At 62.1% G+C, this 15,020-nt stretch carries 17 protein-coding genes; 8 read left to right on the plus strand and 9 right to left on the minus strand.

Annotation, left to right across the window (positions count from 1 at the left end):
- The 4 genes from OVA00_RS03955 (at position 1) to OVA00_RS03970 (ending at position 3,141) form a co-directional block, all read left to right on the plus strand.
- Positions 1–1,506, plus strand: coding sequence for a tripartite tricarboxylate transporter permease (locus tag OVA00_RS03955; RefSeq protein WP_089042940.1), 1,506 nt, complete (start codon positions 1–3; stop codon positions 1,504–1,506).
- 180 nt (positions 1,507–1,686) lie between these two features.
- Positions 1,687–2,082 (plus strand): hypothetical protein, encoded by a 396-nt coding sequence (locus OVA00_RS03960; protein ID WP_268088069.1) that lies wholly within the window; start codon positions 1,687–1,689, stop codon positions 2,080–2,082.
- A gap of 89 nt (positions 2,083–2,171) precedes the next feature.
- Positions 2,172–2,870, plus strand: coding sequence for a helix-turn-helix domain-containing protein (locus OVA00_RS03965; protein ID WP_162727332.1), 699 nt, complete (start codon positions 2,172–2,174; stop codon positions 2,868–2,870).
- 55 nt (positions 2,871–2,925) lie between these two features.
- Positions 2,926–3,141, plus strand: coding sequence for a hypothetical protein (locus tag OVA00_RS03970; protein WP_034787730.1), 216 nt, complete (start codon positions 2,926–2,928; stop codon positions 3,139–3,141).
- 43 nt (positions 3,142–3,184) lie between these two features.
- Here OVA00_RS03970 and OVA00_RS03975 read toward each other — a convergent pair whose 3' ends face one another.
- The gene (locus tag OVA00_RS03975; protein WP_060582304.1) at positions 3,185–4,351 is read right to left on the minus strand and encodes an RHE_PE00001 family protein; all 1,167 of its coding nucleotides are present in this window, start codon (positions 4,349–4,351) and stop codon (positions 3,185–3,187) included.
- Positions 4,352–4,434: 83 nt separating this feature from the next.
- Between OVA00_RS03975 and OVA00_RS03980 the strand changes: the two genes are divergently transcribed.
- Positions 4,435–4,593: a hypothetical protein gene (locus OVA00_RS03980; protein ID WP_268088071.1), complete on the plus strand. Its 159-nt coding sequence runs from the start codon at positions 4,435–4,437 to the stop codon at positions 4,591–4,593.
- Positions 4,594–5,089: 496 nt separating this feature from the next.
- Here the strand turns inward: OVA00_RS03980 and repC are convergent, their stop codons facing one another.
- From repC to repA, 3 genes are all read right to left on the minus strand, one after another.
- On the minus strand, positions 5,090–6,358 hold the full coding sequence (gene repC / locus OVA00_RS03985) for a plasmid replication protein RepC (RefSeq protein WP_268088072.1): 1,269 nt from the start codon (positions 6,356–6,358) through the stop codon (positions 5,090–5,092).
- Between the two features lie 155 nt (positions 6,359–6,513).
- A complete protein-coding gene (gene repB, locus OVA00_RS03990) occupies positions 6,514–7,515 on the minus strand; it encodes a plasmid partitioning protein RepB (protein WP_255381177.1) in 1,002 nt (333 codons plus the stop codon).
- Positions 7,516–7,518: 3 nt separating this feature from the next.
- Positions 7,519–8,715 carry a plasmid partitioning protein RepA gene (gene repA, locus OVA00_RS03995; protein WP_420844956.1) on the minus strand — a complete coding sequence of 399 codons (1,197 nt, stop codon included), beginning with the start codon at positions 8,713–8,715 and terminating at the stop codon, positions 7,519–7,521.
- A 287-nt stretch (positions 8,716–9,002) separates the two neighbouring features.
- On the opposite strand from repA, the gene OVA00_RS04000 reads away from it, so the two are divergent.
- Positions 9,003–9,194: a hypothetical protein gene (locus OVA00_RS04000; RefSeq protein WP_087510694.1), complete on the plus strand. Its 192-nt coding sequence runs from the start codon at positions 9,003–9,005 to the stop codon at positions 9,192–9,194.
- Between the two features lie 140 nt (positions 9,195–9,334).
- Entirely contained in the window at positions 9,335–10,114 is a 780-nt protein-coding gene (gene hutC / locus OVA00_RS04005) for a histidine utilization repressor (RefSeq protein ID WP_113079977.1), read from the plus strand.
- A 64-nt stretch (positions 10,115–10,178) separates the two neighbouring features.
- On the opposite strand, the gene OVA00_RS04010 is transcribed toward hutC, so the two are convergent.
- Positions 10,179–11,432 carry an adenylate/guanylate cyclase domain-containing protein gene (locus OVA00_RS04010; RefSeq protein WP_034787751.1) on the minus strand — a complete coding sequence of 418 codons (1,254 nt, stop codon included), beginning with the start codon at positions 11,430–11,432 and terminating at the stop codon, positions 10,179–10,181.
- Here OVA00_RS04010 and OVA00_RS04015 point away from each other — a divergent pair.
- Positions 11,420–11,545 (plus strand): hypothetical protein, encoded by a 126-nt coding sequence (locus tag OVA00_RS04015; RefSeq protein ID WP_256385286.1) that lies wholly within the window; start codon positions 11,420–11,422, stop codon positions 11,543–11,545. The two genes, OVA00_RS04010 and OVA00_RS04015, sit on opposite strands and share 13 nt — an antisense overlap.
- 30 nt (positions 11,546–11,575) lie before the next feature.
- Here the strand turns inward: OVA00_RS04015 and OVA00_RS04020 are convergent, their stop codons facing one another.
- From OVA00_RS04020 to OVA00_RS04035, 4 genes are all read right to left on the minus strand, one after another.
- Positions 11,576–13,045 carry a sensor histidine kinase gene (locus tag OVA00_RS04020; protein ID WP_034787754.1) on the minus strand — a complete coding sequence of 490 codons (1,470 nt, stop codon included), beginning with the start codon at positions 13,043–13,045 and terminating at the stop codon, positions 11,576–11,578.
- On the minus strand, positions 13,042–13,716 hold the full coding sequence (locus OVA00_RS04025) for a response regulator transcription factor (protein WP_034787757.1): 675 nt from the start codon (positions 13,714–13,716) through the stop codon (positions 13,042–13,044). Before OVA00_RS04025 ends, OVA00_RS04020 begins: the two co-directional genes overlap by 4 nt.
- 66 nt (positions 13,717–13,782) lie before the next feature.
- Entirely contained in the window at positions 13,783–14,163 is a 381-nt protein-coding gene (locus tag OVA00_RS04030) for a hypothetical protein (protein WP_060517777.1), read from the minus strand.
- Positions 14,164–14,407: 244 nt separating this feature from the next.
- Positions 14,408–14,716: a hypothetical protein gene (locus tag OVA00_RS04035; protein WP_051659110.1), complete on the minus strand. Its 309-nt coding sequence runs from the start codon at positions 14,714–14,716 to the stop codon at positions 14,408–14,410.
- Between the last annotated feature and the right edge of the window lie 304 nt (positions 14,717–15,020).

The following is a 15,020-nucleotide window of genomic DNA, read 5'->3' on the forward strand; positions in this document are numbered from 1 at the left end:
ATGGAACTTTTCAACAATCTCGCGCTCGGCTTTGTAACCGCCGGTTCCCCCGCCAACCTGCTCTTCTGCCTCATCGGCGTGCTTCTCGGCACCCTGATCGGGGTCCTTCCGGGCATCGGCGCAACGGCGACCATCGCCATGCTGCTGCCGATCACCTTCCAACTTGAGCCGGTCTCCTCGCTGATCATGCTCGCCGGCATCTATTACGGCGCGCAGTATGGCGGCTCGACCACGGCGATCCTGATCAACATGCCGGGCGAATCGTCGTCAGCCGTCACCGCGATCGACGGATACCAGATGGCCCGTAAAGGTCGGGCCGGCGCCGCCCTGGCAATCGCTGCCCTCGGCTCATTCTTTGCCGGCACCGTCTCGACCTTCCTCGTCGCGGTCTTCGCGCCGCCCCTGACCGAAATCGCCCTGAAGTTCGGCGCTGCCGAGTACTTCTCGTTGATGATCGTCGGCCTCGTCTCCTCGATCGCACTCGCGCACGGGTCGATCGTCAAGGCGCTGGCCATGGTCGCCCTCGGCCTCCTGCTCGGCCTCGTCGGCACCGATATCTATTCCGGAACACCGCGCTTTACCCTCGGCATCCGGGAATATGCCGACGGCCTGAACTTCGTAGCGCTCGCCGTCGGTGTCTTCGGCATCGCCGAGATCCTGCGCAACCTTGAAAACGAACGCACCCGCGAGGTGCTGATGGCCAAGGTCACCGACCTGATGCCGACCAGGGACGACTTCAAGCGCATGTTCGCGCCGGTCGTGCGCGGCACCATCATCGGTTCGGCGCTCGGCATTCTGCCCGGTGGCGGCGCAATCCTTGCGGCCTTCGCTTCCTACACCGTGGAGAAGCGCGTCTCGGACCATCCCGAAGAGTTCGGCCACGGTGCGATTGCCGGCGTCGCCGGTCCGGAAAGCGCCAACAATGCGGGCGCGCAGACCTCGTTCATTCCGCTGCTCACCCTCGGCATTCCCGCCAATCCGGTGATGGCGCTGATGATCGGCGCGATGATCATCCAGGGCATCGTGCCCGGTCCGAACGTCGCAAGCGAACAGCCCGCCCTCTTCTGGGGCATCATCGCCTCGATGTGGATCGGCAATCTGATGCTCGTGGTCCTGAATCTGCCGTTGATCGGGCTCTGGGTGAAGCTGCTGAAGATCCCCTATTACGTGCTCTTCCCGATCATCATGGCGTTCTGCTCGATCGGGGTCTACAGCGTCAACTCCAATGTCTACGACCTCTATGCCGTCGCCTTCTTCGGCCTCGTCGGCTACCTGCTGTTGAAGCTGCGCTGCGAACCCGCTCCGCTGCTGCTCGGCTTCGTGCTCGGACCGCTGCTCGAAGAAAACCTCCGCCGCGCCATGATCCTGTCGCGCGGAGACCCGACGACATTCGTCACTCGACCGATCAGCGCCATCCTGCTTCTGATCGCAGCCCTGGTGCTCGTCGTCGTGTTCCTGCCGAGTGTGAAGGCCAAGCGCCACGAGGTTTTTGTCGAGGAGGATTGATCCCTGCCCGCCAATTTCGCAACAATAACAATATAATTCAATAGGTTAATCGCCGCGCCCCAATCGGAGGCGCGGTGTTCTTCTGGCTGCGGCATTCTGCCCCTGCGCGGTTTGCCACATTGAGCTTTATCAAGCCGGTCGCCAATCTCTGCCCCATCGAAACAGGAACGAGCCGGGGCGATGACACGTCGCGAGAAGATCAGATGGAACAATGCCGTGCGCATGCTTTGCGCCGCGGCCCTGTTCCTGCTTGGTTTTGCCCATCTCGGCCCTGCCCTGGCCACTCGCCTGCCGGCGGCCGAACTGGCGCTCTATGCCCTGCCCGACGGTTCCCTGCCCGATTTTTGCCAGACCGGTTTGGGTGAAGACGGCAAAGACCAGCCCGGCCATAAACATGTTTGCAGCGCCTGTCGGTTCTTCTGGACGCTGCTGACGCCGCCGGACGGTTCTCTCAGCGAGCGCCTGGAGGCAAACCGCACACCTGCGATCCGGGTTGCGGCAGTTCGACCGGTGCCACAAGTTCACGCACCCAATGCCCGTCCGCGAGGCCCGCCACAGGTCGTCATCCGGCTTTGACCTCCGTTGACAGCTGTCAACATCCTCCTTCGACGCCCGTCGGCATCGGGGCATCACGCCTCCTTGCGTCGGTCATGCGGACGTTTTTCATGCCAGAAACCCTGATCACCACTGCCGCGCCAGCGGCTCCCCCTCGCGCGTCCTCGATAAGGCCGCCTCGCCCGGCCTCGCGTAGTCGTGTCGTCGGCGAAAACCTGACCCTGCTCTATGAGGGCGGACGCAACCGCGCGCTCTACCGTGTCGTTGACGGCTGCGTCGTGCTTTCGCAACTTCTCAACGACGGTCGCCGCCAGATCACCGACGTGCTCGGACCGGGCCGGCTCTTCGGCTTCACTATCGACGGCCGCAACATCGCCACCGCCGAAACGCTGAGTATCGCGCGCATCGAGCCTCTGGGTGACGCGGATCTCAACGCCACCAATCCGGCCGTCGCCAGCGAGTTGAAGACGACGCTTCACCGCATGCAGATCCATGCCACGCTGCTCGGTCGCAAGACCGCCAGCGAGAAAGTCGCCAGTGCGCTGGTGGAACTATCGCGCCTGTTCAATCGGACCGGCCGTAACGGCGCCCCTGCCCGGTTGAGCTTTCATCTCCATCTCACCCGCGCCGACCTTGCGGATTGGCTTGGCCTTACCGTCGAAACGGTCAGCCGCTGTCTCAACCGTTTCAAGCGCGAGGGCCTGATCGACTTCAGCCACCCGAAGACAATGCGTGTCCTCGATCCCGAACGCCTCGAAGCGACCGCCGGCTTCACCCGACAACAGACCGGCGAGACGACACGCCCTTGAATAAAACCCGCGCCGCCTGTCCCCCCAATGCGGCCACCCACGCAAAGGAAAAACCATGATTGCGAGACTTGTCTACCACGTGCCGGTGTTCGGCTGGATGCTCAAGGAGGCCGTGCAAGGTTCACAGACGGCCAAGGTGCTGTTTCTGATCAACTGCGCGCTGCTCTGGCTGCTCGCCATCGTCGCCTTCGGCTACCCGGCGATCATCATTCCGGCATTGACGCTGGTGCCGGTGATCTTCGTTCTGTTGATCGTGATCACGATGGGCTGACGCCTATACGGTCCGGCGGCAAGCTTTCCGCGCTGCCGCCGGTTCAAAGCACGCCCCAGCCGCGGTAACGCCCGCGGCCGGTCATCTCGCGGATGCCAAGCTCTCGAACGAGGTTCAGCGCGCCGCGCGGCGTCACCCCGACATGCTTGGCGACCAAAGCTGCCGATACGATCGGCCGCGACAGAACCAGGTCGATCAGGGCCGGCAGACTGCTGTTGGAACGACGATCGCGAATGCGCATGTCCATCTGGGTCTTCGCAAGCGACAAACGGTCGAGTTCCTTGAGACCGAGATCCGCCGTCACCGTCATCGCCTCCAGAAAGGCGCTCCAGCGGGTCAGTGCGTCCTGGGACCTCCGTCGCTCATAGCGGATGGTCTTTAGCCCGGTGTTGAACGACAGCAGGTGCGAGGTGACCTTGCCTCTGGAGCGCAGGTAAGCGCCGACCAACAATGACCCCAGCCAATGCTGACGGCGCAGAGGCTCCCTCCGCTCCCAGGCATCGAAGAGCAAGGCGGCTCCAAGACAGGGCGGCAGCTGATCAGCCGCTGCCACCATCTGGCGCCATTCGTCAAGACGCACTTCCTCATCCCACTCTTCGTCGAAGAGCAGGCCGAGCTGTCCCATCGGCTCGCGGGCTGTCGCTAACGCCGTCCGTTCCGCGACTTCCAGCGTGTCCTGGTCATGCGCATCGAGCAGGCGCTGCGAGCGAGCGATGGCGGCGTCGATGGCCGCGAATTCGGCCGCCATCGGATTGCTGTCGCCGTCGTCCTCCGGCTCGCCCCGCTCCGGCTCACGATCGACACCCGCCGCCTGACGTGTTTCGGCCGGCGCAAGTGAAGGGATATCGAGCTCCGGGACCGGGCTCTGTTCGCCGCTGAGTGCTGCAAGCCCCTGGGCAGAAAGGGCCCAACCAGGCTCGCCGAGCCAGATGCGGCGGCGGACTTTCAGGACCGAATGGGCGATGGTCAACTCGTGGGTCGGCGCTCGCGCGTCCATGTGCGCATCGTGCAGCACGAGATCCTCGACATGAACGAGTTCGCCGGCCACCCAAAGTGCTGCAGTCGCGTCGAAGAAATGCCCGCGCTCGCGGTACCCGTCTTCGACGACATGACGGTTCGTGCGCTCATCGAGGCGCGCCAAGGCGTCTTCCGCCGAAATCATCAGCGGGATCAGCGTTGGATGGTAGGGATCGGGAGACTGGTATCGCATTTTGAAAATAAACGGTTCCTGCGGATGTGGAACGTAACATGAGAATCACTTCCCCCACAGGCAGGAGACGCTTTCTCCACCGCTTGAAGACCAGCAAGCTGCGCCGCCTGATTTCGCAAGCGACGACGGGGCGAATATTTCTATTCAAACAGGACTTGCATGGTGTCTCGGCGCACGCCAATGTGTTGACAGCTGTCAACCGTGTTGATCTCTCGTCTATCAACGCCAAACCCGGTCAGTGAGTTGAGTACCATACTCGCTGTTTCCCCCAGCCATACCGTGTTCGCAATCACGCGGCAGTGAGATCCAACTATGCTTGGTGCTTTGTCGCTTTAGTTTACCCTTTCGCGACCCAGCTTTTTGGGGGGAGGGCGCTCGGCTTTAAACCAGCAACCTGTTGACAGCTGGCAACAGCCCGCGAGTTCGCCACCTGAACGGATTCTGCCGCTAGAACGGGCTCTAACAAGGGAGGACGCTCAATCATTCGGCTCGAGATCGAGAAATTCGAAGTCTTGTACGCTGAGTCCGCGCAACGGAACTGAACCGCCCCTTCCTTTCCAAAAGAAGGAGAAACAGCAATGTTTTCTGATGGGTGGCGAGGGTCTGAAAACAATCTCAGACGTAAGAATAACGTAGAGATGTCAACGAATCCCTGCACTTACAGTGTCCCGCATTTCAACGTCACAGACAAGCCAAAGCGTTTCCGCGAGAGGCGACGCTCATGCCCCCTGTCGCTGTTCATCCGCTCACGGCGACCACTCCAGCCTGGGCTCGCAAGCGCGCCGACAGCATCGCCGACACGGTGAATGTCTGGTTTCTCGCGCGGCGCGTCAGGGCCCGCAGATAGCCCCCGGCCGAATGAATGTGCTCGGATCGTTCAAGAAGGCAGGCGAGTACCGTTGCCGTCGTTTCGGGACCAAGCACCGTGCACGCCTCGTCGTAGGCCTCCGGGCTGACGCCGAGCATCGTCCTGACAACGGTTGCGGCTAGGAACATGTCCCGCCAGTTGCCAATTCGCCCCGCTGGTCCATAGTCACGGATCTGCGGGCAGGCTTTCAGCACCACCGGCAGCGCGCCGATATGATCGTGAAGGCGAGAAAGGCCGGGCGACTTTGCACTGCCTGCAACGGTATCATCATCCGCGGTGCATGACGTCTTGGTGCCAGCCAGATCCGAAAATGCCGCTTCAGGTCTTTCACAAGCGTTTTCAGATTCAGATTGATAATCGGATTCTGAACTCTGTATGTGCCGCTCATACTGGCGTTCATTGGCAGCCGTATTCTGCGTTTTCAGCAAGTTTTCCAGGTAATTAGTCAGATTGTCGCGGAGTGCCGACAAAACGGCGAGGGCGCGCTCCACTTCGGTGATCAGCGGCTTGCGCGACAGTGCCGTGTAGACCGCCTGGCACTGCGTTTCCGCTTCTTCCGCTTGGAGGACATCGGACTGGCGCAGGAGCTCGACGAGCTTGACGACGTCGCGCCGGCAAAGGCTCAGACGTTCGCGCATCACCTGCAGGTAGCGACGATCCGCTTCCAGCCGTGCCGCTTCCGCTGCGAACTCGGACGCCCGTGCAAGCATCGGTGCGAGATCGAAGCCAAAGGCCTGGCCGATCGCGCCCTTGCGGTCACGTCGGGCGTAACGCTTGCCATTGGGACTGTCGCGCCTGAGGATGAGCCCAGCCTCGACAAGCGCCGTCAGATGCCGCCTCAGCGTCGTCTCGGCCATGCCGTGCGTACGGAGCGAAAGCTGCGCATTCGACGGAAACACGACGAGGCCGGCGGCCGGGTCGAGTTCGGCCTTTGGGTAAAAGGACAGCAGTGCGTTCAGCACCGCAAGCGAACGGTCGGAAACCCCAAGGCTGGTCTTGGCGGCACATACCGTTCGAAACAATTTCCACTTGTCGACGCTCCCGTCGTCGACGGCCGACGCGCTGGAAAGTTGGTGTGCCAACATCCCAAGCGTCATCGACCGCCGCCCGAAGGGCGTCGTGACAATCCCACGATCCATTCTTCTTCACCTTTTCCAAGGCAAAAGAAATCCGTTCGCCGAAACGACGTTGAAAACTCTTGACACCGATTCGCGGAAATGGGATTCTCTAGTTGCTACACGAGAGAAGGGTTTCCGCAGCGCTAGTCGTTCGGGAGCCTTTTTCTTTTGCTCAGTTAGTCTCCTGTTTCCTCTTGATATTCGAGGTACAGAGATTTGAGCCTCTGCCTCACGAAATCTGCAAAGCCTGGTGCCGTCTTGCTGTTGAAGGCAAGCGTCGTCTCGACGTCCGTTTCACGGATACGCACCGGGGTTGTGTTGTCTGGCGCCAGCCATGGGATAGGCCGGGCACGCGCCCTGGAGGCGCTTAAGAAAGTGCACAAGGCGTCGAAACGCTGATCGCTGCCGGCCTTCTGGAATTCGCGGCTTTGCGTGAAGGCGGCTGCGGCCTCCGGCTTGCCATCTTGTGCGAGAAGCTCAGCGAGTTCAAACCAACGGCGCCGTCCGATCGATGGTGCCGGTCCGATGGCCTCGATCAGCGCAATCGGTAGCCGGCGAACAACAGAAATCATCTTCGACAGGGCGGCTTTGTCGACACCCAGCGCCGACATGATGATCTCACGCGAAAACCCGCGATCCTCAAGGCGGCTGCCAAAGAGCGAGCGCTCGATGAAGGAGAGGTCGGAACGGGTGTTGTTTTCCTGTCCCTGCGAGACGACCAATTGCTCGTCATTGAGATTGCGAACGACCGCACGAACACTGCTACCGATGTCGCGGGCAGCAGCCAGGCGGCGATGGCCGTAGGCGACCTGGTATCGCCCCTCGATGGTTGGATGCGGCCGGACCAGGATGGGCACCTGTTGTCCGTGCTCTCGCATCTGTTCAGCGAGGCTCAGTTGCGCGTCGGCCGCAATCCCGAGGCGATCGACGATGAAGGATGCGTCGATGAGCGCCGGATCGAGTTCGACGACCGCTCGCCCTTCGGCAAGTTGCCGCTCGAGCTCCTGGGCGCGTTCGACCTTCTGCGTGATGTTCGACAGCGACCGGGTGATGCCACCGACAGCAGTCGGGGGGCGGGCACCGGCCATCAGCCCGGCGATCGGCCGGTCGTTGCCAGGTACGCCGTTGGCATCGTCGACGCGTTCCTCCGATATCCCGATCAGGTTCTTACGGGCCATGGATTACCTCCTCCCCCAGACCTTGCGGACCAGGTCCTCGATCTCGCCATTGACGAGGTTGAGAGAGTCCATTGCGCGGTCGTAGGTGCCGCGGACAAACTGCGAGCGCTCGACTTCATAGAGCGTTTGCTTCGTTACGCCGGCGTCGGAGATAGCTGTCGATTTCACCATGGCGTTCTGCAGCATGCGATTGCCGAAAATGGCGCGCATAAAACCGGTCATCTGGCTTTGAGGGCCGTCGTTCGGCTCAAACCGTGTTCCGAGATAGCGCATCCAGTCATAGCTGGTGCGGCCACCGGCTTTTTCGACGACGCTCATCAACTCACTCGTCATCGACAGGAACTGCGACATCGACATGACGTCGAGCATCTGCGGATGCACGGTGATCAGGACGGACGTTGCGGCACAGAGCGCCGACATGGTGAGGAAGCCGAGCTGCGGGGGGCAATCGATGACGACGATGTCGTAGAAGCTCTCGATATCGGCGAGCACGTCGCCGATGCGGGCGAAGAAAAGGGTTTCTGCAGCCCCGCCCGTCATCATCGCCTTCGGCGTTTCGTGCTCGAATTCCATGAGTTCGAGATTGCCGGGAATGAGATGCAGATTGGCGGTGTAGGTCGACCGCACGATATCGGCGATCGACCGCGGGGCGTCATAGCGGATCGCGCCGTAAAGCGTCTCGCCTTCTCCGACATCCAACTCCGGTTGATGGCCGAAGAGGGCGGAAAGCGAAGCCTGCGGATCGAGATCGATCGCGAGCGTGCGGTAGCCGCGAAGTGCCAGATATTGGGCGAGGTGGGCTGAGGTCGTCGTCTTAGCCGACCCGCCCTTGAAGTTCATCACAGACAGGACCTGCAGCTTTTCATCGCCGCGCCGGTGCGGGACATATTTGCCCGACTTGCCGCCATCGTCGAGAACGCGGCGAATGCGTTCGATGTCGGAAACGGCATACATGCGCCGACCGTTTGACAAGGGCGCTGGGCCGTGGCCCTCTGAGGCCACCTGCCTCAGATAGCCTTCGCCGATTCCGATGAAGGCTGCCGCTTCGGCAGGGCTGAAGAGACGCATCTGCTTTTGCGCTTGCGGGGGGAAGATTTTCTTTTGGTGCTGCTGCAGCTGATGGGCAAGTTCCAAAGCATCGGCAGCCAGAAGCGTCGGCAGATGCTCCTGTGCGTCCTGGCTTTGAATTTTTTGCTGCAACATTGATATCCCCGAAAACTGCGCAAAAATCGTCATATCCGGACAATATGCGCAGATGCACTATGCTCCGATTCGGCGCGGTTTTACAAATGCATAGCGTTTTGGCGGAGGTGCTGCCCTTGCGGTGGAAAGTGAGCTTGTGAAGCGGTCGAGTTGTCCGCGGACAACTTCCCTTCGGGCACGTTTGCGCATCTCCAATTAGAGCATAGATTTAATAGACTATTGACAGCAGGTCTGATTGTGTCAGGATTGTGTTCGGTTGGCGATTGGATGCATGGAGCTTCCTGATGTTCTATCTCGGTGGAATGACCCTTGGCTATCTTGAGCCGCCCCCGCCTTTGCCGAAGGCGATGAAGGCAAAGCGGCAGGCGGAAGTGGATGTCGCCTCGACGACGCTCGACAAGGCGGCGTGCGAAGAGTCCGATCGTAATCAGGAATGGGCGCGCGCGTTCCTGACGCCGTGGCACCTCCTTTACTGAGGAGTGAGGCGTGGCGCCGAACTGCGCCGCCCAAGCGTTGACAGCTGTCAACGGCGAGAGCCGTTTCAGCCGCCGTGGAAAAGCGCAAATCGGCGAGGGAAGGGCTGTTTCGCGGCTGCGAATTGATTAAGTTCGCTGTCATGGACACCAAGCAAGATCGATCCGTTTCAAGTGACCCGCCTGGCGATGCGGCCGACAATCAGGGGCAGGTGCTATCGCTGCACCAGCGCATCCTCGGTGACGTCGAAGGGCGCATTCTTTCCGGGGAGTGGCCACCCGGACACCGCATCCCGTTCGAGCACGAACTGACCGAGCAATACGACTGCTCGCGCATGACGGTGAACAAGGCCCTGACCGAACTCGTCAAGCGCGGGCTGATCGAGCGGCGGCGCAAGTCGGGAAGCTACGTTACCTTTCCGCAGGTCCAGTCCGCCGTCATGGAGATCCACGACGTTAAACTCGAAGTCCAGTCGCTGGGGCTCGATTACAGCTTCCGCGTGGATGAGCGAAAAGTGCGCAAGGTCGAAAGCCGGGATCGTGAACGCCTGGATCTCCCGAGCTCGGGCAAGCTGCTGGACGTAACGTGCCGGCATTTTGCCGGCTCGCGTCCCTTTTGCTTCGAGGAGAGGTTGATCAGCCTTTCTGCGGTTCCGGAGGCCGAAGAGGAAACATTCGAGACCGCGGCGCCCGGTTCGTGGCTGCTCGGCAAGGTACCGTGGAGCACGGCCGAACACCGCATTCGTGCCGTGGCGGCCAGCAAGTCGGCAGCGCAGGCGCTCGGTATCGCCACCGGCACAGCCTGCCTCGTCATCGAGCGGCGGACCTGGAGCGGACGGGCGCCGGTCACGCATGTGCGGCTCACCTATCCCGGCGACCGCCACGAACTCGTTGCGCAGTTCGCGCCCAGCCCCATCGGCTAGTCGAAGGATCGGTTGTCCGCGGACAACCGATGAAGCAGGCCCTCGATCGGCGTTTCCGCGCCGATTATCCTGCGGCGAGGCGCAGCTTCGGTGCCGGTTCGTTGCCGGAAAAAGCGAAGACCTCGATGGGTTCACCGATGCCCCTGACCGGGTAGGCGCCGAGATGCTCCATGCTCGAGGCGCAGCCGGCCAGCTCGACGAAGGCGCGCGACAACAGCACCGGGCGTTTGGTTTCCTTGGTCAGGCTCTCAAGCCTTGAGGCGATGTTGACGGCGGGGCCGATGACGGTGAAGTCGAGCCGGCGGCGCGAGCCGATATTGCCATACATCACGTCGCCGACATGCACGCCGATGCCGTAGCCGAGCGGCTCGCGACCTTTCGAGAGGTTGTCCTGGTTCAGGACGGCGATGGCTGCCTCCGCCTCCCGGATCGCCTGGAGCAGATTCTCCGCGGCGTCGGGGTTGCTTAGCGGAAAGATCGCCAGCAGCCCGTCACCCATGAATTTGAGGATCTCGCCTCCATGGCGCTCGATCGGTTCCGACATGGCGTCGAAATAGGCGTTCAGCAGTTCGATCACGTCGTCGCGCGGCCAGAGATCGGAAAGCTTTGTGAAATTGCGCAGGTCGCAGATCAGGATGGCGGCACCGACGGTGACGCCGCTGCCCCGTGTGGTGGCGCCGGCAAGGATCTGTTCGCTCGCGTGCGGGCCGACATAGGTTTCGAGCAGCGTTCGGACGAAACGGTTCTTCAGCCTGATTTCACTGACCAGCGCCAGCGCCGGCACGATCTTCGCGAGAAAGGCCAGATGTTCGTCTTCGAAGCCGCCCTTCCGGTCGCTGGCAAAGGTGACGATGTGGCGTTTGCCGAGCGTGTGCTCAAGCGGCCAGGCGATGTATTCGGTCAGGCCCTCGGCCCTGAGGTCAACATAGAGCGAGCTCTGTTCCTGCTCTTCCGTCAAGTCCTCGAGGTTGGTTCGAACCTCGGTGCCACCGTTATTGATCACGTAGAGCGGGCTGTTGAGGTAGAGAGCGGTGTTCTGGGTGCCATAGTCGTAGAGATCGATTTCGCCCTCGGCCAGCCCCTTGCGCCACAGGATGCGAGCGCCGAGCCATTGCGGATGGTTGATGCGGAAGTGCAACGTGGCGCGCGCAACCGGAATACCGGCGGCCTGCAGCCGTTCGCCCAACTCGACAAGGATATTGTCGATGAAGCGCTCGTTGCGCGTTTCGATGATCAGCCAGTCGAGCACGCCTTGGCGTCGAGCCGGAAAGCTGCCATCCTCGGGTGAAGGCGAGGGGGCCTCAGATGGGGTCTGCATTGCTGTTCTCCATGGCGCTCAAGCGGGTGAAGCCGCTTAAGCCGAACGATGTATCGCAGCAAATGTGGAGCATCGGCACCGCCTTGATAAGGGGCAACCTGAAAAGCTTTTGAGAAATCTGGGGCGGCATGCCGCCGCTTCTGTCAGACGATCGGGCGTGCCGGCGCGGCCGCAGGTCGGCTTCCGTCGATCAGCGGCAAGTGCAGGCGCACCCGCGTGCCACGCCATGGACCGGTGAGAATGTCGATACGGCCGTCGTGGAGCCGGGCGATCTCGCGCGCGAGATTGAGCCCCAGCCCGGCGCCGGTGGAGCGCGGACGCAAGCGATAGAAAGGTTCGAAGACGCGATCGCGCTCCTCTACCGGAATGCCGGGGCCTTCGTCGTGGATTTCGAGCCCGCCGGCGGCATCGACCAGAACGGTGATCGTGCCGGCACCGCCGCCATGTTCGATGGCGTTGCGCAGAAGGTTGGCGACAGCCTGCTCGATCTGCCGCGGCCGCGCGCTGACCAGGGCGCCCGGCGCTTCGGCTTCGAATGCCAGCTCGTAGCCGGCTTCGAACGCAAGCGGTGCGAAGTCCGCTGCCATGACCCTCCCGAGAGAAACGAGGTCGACCACCTCGAGCGGACCGCCGGCATGTTCGAGGACTTGCCGGTCGAGAAGCTGCTGGGCGAGATGCGACAGGCGCTCGATATCGAGCCTCAGGCGGGTGGTTTCGGGGTCTTCCTGCAGAAGCTCGGCGCGGGTCCGCAGGATCGCGATCGGGGTGCGCAATTCATGGGCCGCATCGGTCAGGAAGCGGTTGCGCTGGTCGTATCCCTCTCCCAGTCGCGCCAGGGCCCGGTTGAAGGCCCGCACCAAAGGGGCGATTTCGGTCGGCACTTCCTCGGTTTCGAGCTGCACCGCGCGGTTGTCGATGTCGATGCGCCCCGCCTGGTCGGCGGTCGAGACGAGGCTCGCGAGCGAACGGCGCACGACGGCCGGCGTCGTCAGCAGAGTGGAGACGCCCATGACCAAGACGATCGGCAAAAGGAAGCAAAGGACAACAAGCACGAGCGTCGGCATGACCTCCATCCACGCCGTCCTGCCGTCGAGGTCGCGCGCCATATCGACATTGATGCTGATCTGCACGTCCAACGGCTCATTGTCGCGGCGGGAGGAAACTGTCGCCGCGAGGATCTGGACCCGGCCGGCTTCGGTCTCGACATTGTGGAGGACAGCGTCCGGAAGCGTACCGCCTTCTTCGAAAAGCAATTTCGCCCCCTCCACCCGTTGCAGCAGGTCGCCACCGGCTTCTTCATAGGGGGCAGGGACGTTTCCGTAGCGCACGACCTGGCCGGCGGCGTCGCGGACGATGTACCAGAGATTGGGATAGGACTGGCGAAGCTCGCGCAGGTCCTCGGTCTCGTGCACGGCCAGCACGCCGTTCGCGTCGCGCCCGACGGCGCGGTCGAGCACATCCAAGGCGGCTTCGTTGTCGACGAGCAACCGTGGCTGGGCGATGAACACGCCCAGGAAAAGCAGGCCGATGAAGACGAACAACGTGGCCGCCTGCAGGAGGATCAGCCGACGGACGAGGACCCATTGCAGCGAGCGCGGACGAACCTTGATCATGTCGTCGCGCGCAGGAGATAGCCGAGATTGCGGATCGCCCGGATTTCGACGCCGGCGCCGACGTCGTCGAGCTTGCGGCGCAGGCGCGAAAGATGGGAGTCGAGCGCGTTGGATTCGATCTCGTCTTCCATGGCGTAGACCGATTCTTCCAACGTCGCCCTGAGCACGGTTCGGCCGGGCCGCCGCATCAGCGCTTCGAGCGCAAGCCGTTCCCGGCGCAGAAGGTCGAGAGGCTTGTCGTCCACGGCGGCCTCCCGGTGGCGGAAGTCGTAGATGAGCCGCCCGACCTTGGTCTGCTCCGATTTGAGCGTGACCGGACGGCGGGCAAGCGCGCGCAGCCGCGCCATCAGTTCCTCGACGGCAAAAGGCTTGGAAAGATAATCGTCGGCACCGGCATCGAGCCCGCTGACCCGGTCGTTGATCGATCCCAATGCCGTCAGCATCAGGATCGGCGCCTCGACGCCAAGGCTTCTGAGCTTCGGGATAAGATCCAGCCCCTCGCCATCCGGCACCCGGCGGTCAAGCACGACCACGTCATAGGGCCAGAGTTCGGCAACGGCCTCGGCGTCGGCGAGCGTCGAGACATGATCGACGATCACCTGGCGCCGCGCCAGGGCAGCCTTGAGGGCCGAGGCCATCTCCGGCTCGTCTTCCAGCAGCAAGATGCGCATGCCACTTTCCCTTCTGTGCCCGCATCTATGCGGGTCGCTGATCCGTCACGTCGACTGCCCGAGGCGTCACTCGCATTCCAGCTTCGGCTGGCGGAAGTTGGTGATGTACCAGCGGCCGTGCTGCATCCGGGCGTAGAAGCTATAGAAGCACTCCTGTTCCTCGACATAGCCCGGCGTCGAATACTCCTCGTAGCGCATTCCGCGCCGGGTGTCCCTGATTTCGCCGCTGGATGTGCCGGAGACGACATTCGTTGAGATCTTGCGCCATTGATAGGCGCGCTCGTTCCAGCCGAGATCGAGAACATTGGTGGGCGGACCATAGTCGATGATGACGGATTCGACCGGCTGGCCGATATAGGTCTTCATCGTATCGGATGCACAGCCGGCCAGCAGGGCGGCGGTGGCGGCGAAGCAGGCGAGGGTGCAAAACCCCTTAATGGAGAGCATGACGGATCCCGGTTTTCCTGCAGCGCCAGTCGTCCACGGGACGCGCGAAGCCAGCAGTTGTCGTTGACGTGCCGCCCGTCCGGAACGACTGCGATCCGGAGCGATGCGACGGCTGACCGGGAGCTAAAGGGCCAAGATTACAGGGGCATTGCAGGGCCGGCGCGAAGCTGGCGAAAGCTGCGCCGACGAAGCCGGTGGCGGGGGCAACGGATGTCGTTACTGCCGAAGAAGCGCTGCATACTTCCTAGGCAGCGCGGTCTGTGTCACGTGTTTGCGCTACCTTGGGATCAGCCGCGTAAACCAGGCCCGGCTTGACGATCCACTCGCCCGTGCGAAGTGCCAGTACATCAAAGCCGCCGCTCACCAGGCGCGGTGCCACGCCGACGAAACGATAGACAAGGCCCTCTCCGTCGCGCACGGATTCCCGTATCGGACAACTGCCCAGAGAGCCGATAACGTCGCCCTCGAACGCGACATCCACCAGCATGAAATATTCCGTCGGCAGACGGCGGCTGGCTCTGGAGGAGAGTTTGAACCCGTTTGTGAATTTCATAGTCTTGCTCGTCTGTGACGCCTTCGGAACCGGACATGCCGGTACTGGCAAGCGTCTGCGCTGTTCTGTTGCTTTCGCGTCCGAAGCCGGGTGGGTTGCCGCCAACGCAAATCCGGCCGATCACAGGAAAGGTGAATGCTTCGGCACCGGGTGTTGCGGCGCGGCACGTCTCAAGCCATCCAAAAGCGGCACCAGCATGGCAGCATGCCTGAGGCAAAACGACCTACAGGCACATTGCCGCCCGCTCCTTCTATCGCGCAGATCGGCATAGGATTTCGCCTGGGAAGGTGGGATGGAAAGATCA

It is taken from the genome of Ensifer sp. SL37, assembly GCF_026672675.1.
Taxonomy (GTDB): domain Bacteria; phylum Pseudomonadota; class Alphaproteobacteria; order Rhizobiales; family Rhizobiaceae; genus Ensifer; species Ensifer adhaerens.

Bases quoted from the DNA above. Each gene is read 5' to 3' on its own strand.
- OVA00_RS04015 (WP_256385286.1), top strand. From the start codon at position 11,420: ATGGGGTCTGCATTGCTGTTCTCCATGGCGCTCAAGCGGGTGAAGCCG.
- OVA00_RS03960 (WP_268088069.1), top strand. From the start codon at position 1,687: ATGACACGTCGCGAGAAGATCAGATGGAACAATGCCGTGCGCATGCTT.
- OVA00_RS04000 (WP_087510694.1), top strand. From the start codon at position 9,003: ATGTTCTATCTCGGTGGAATGACCCTTGGCTATCTTGAGCCGCCCCCG.
- OVA00_RS03975 (WP_060582304.1), bottom strand. From the start codon at position 4,351: ATGCGATACCAGTCTCCCGATCCCTACCATCCAACGCTGATCCCGCTG.
- OVA00_RS04010 (WP_034787751.1), bottom strand. From the start codon at position 11,432: ATGCAGACCCCATCTGAGGCCCCCTCGCCTTCACCCGAGGATGGCAGC.
- repB (WP_255381177.1), bottom strand. From the start codon at position 7,515: ATGGCCCGTAAGAACCTGATCGGGATATCGGAGGAACGCGTCGACGAT.
- OVA00_RS04025 (WP_034787757.1), bottom strand. From the start codon at position 13,716: ATGCGCATCTTGCTGCTGGAAGACGAGCCGGAGATGGCCTCGGCCCTC.
- OVA00_RS03955 (WP_089042940.1), top strand. From the start codon at position 1: ATGGAACTTTTCAACAATCTCGCGCTCGGCTTTGTAACCGCCGGTTCC.
- OVA00_RS03965 (WP_162727332.1), top strand. From the start codon at position 2,172: ATGCCAGAAACCCTGATCACCACTGCCGCGCCAGCGGCTCCCCCTCGC.
- repC (WP_268088072.1), bottom strand. From the start codon at position 6,358: ATGGATCGTGGGATTGTCACGACGCCCTTCGGGCGGCGGTCGATGACG.
- OVA00_RS04020 (WP_034787754.1), bottom strand. From the start codon at position 13,045: ATGATCAAGGTTCGTCCGCGCTCGCTGCAATGGGTCCTCGTCCGTCGG.
- OVA00_RS04035 (WP_051659110.1), bottom strand. From the start codon at position 14,716: ATGAAATTCACAAACGGGTTCAAACTCTCCTCCAGAGCCAGCCGCCGT.
- OVA00_RS04030 (WP_060517777.1), bottom strand. From the start codon at position 14,163: ATGCTCTCCATTAAGGGGTTTTGCACCCTCGCCTGCTTCGCCGCCACC.
- OVA00_RS03970 (WP_034787730.1), top strand. From the start codon at position 2,926: ATGATTGCGAGACTTGTCTACCACGTGCCGGTGTTCGGCTGGATGCTC.
- hutC (WP_113079977.1), top strand. From the start codon at position 9,335: ATGGACACCAAGCAAGATCGATCCGTTTCAAGTGACCCGCCTGGCGAT.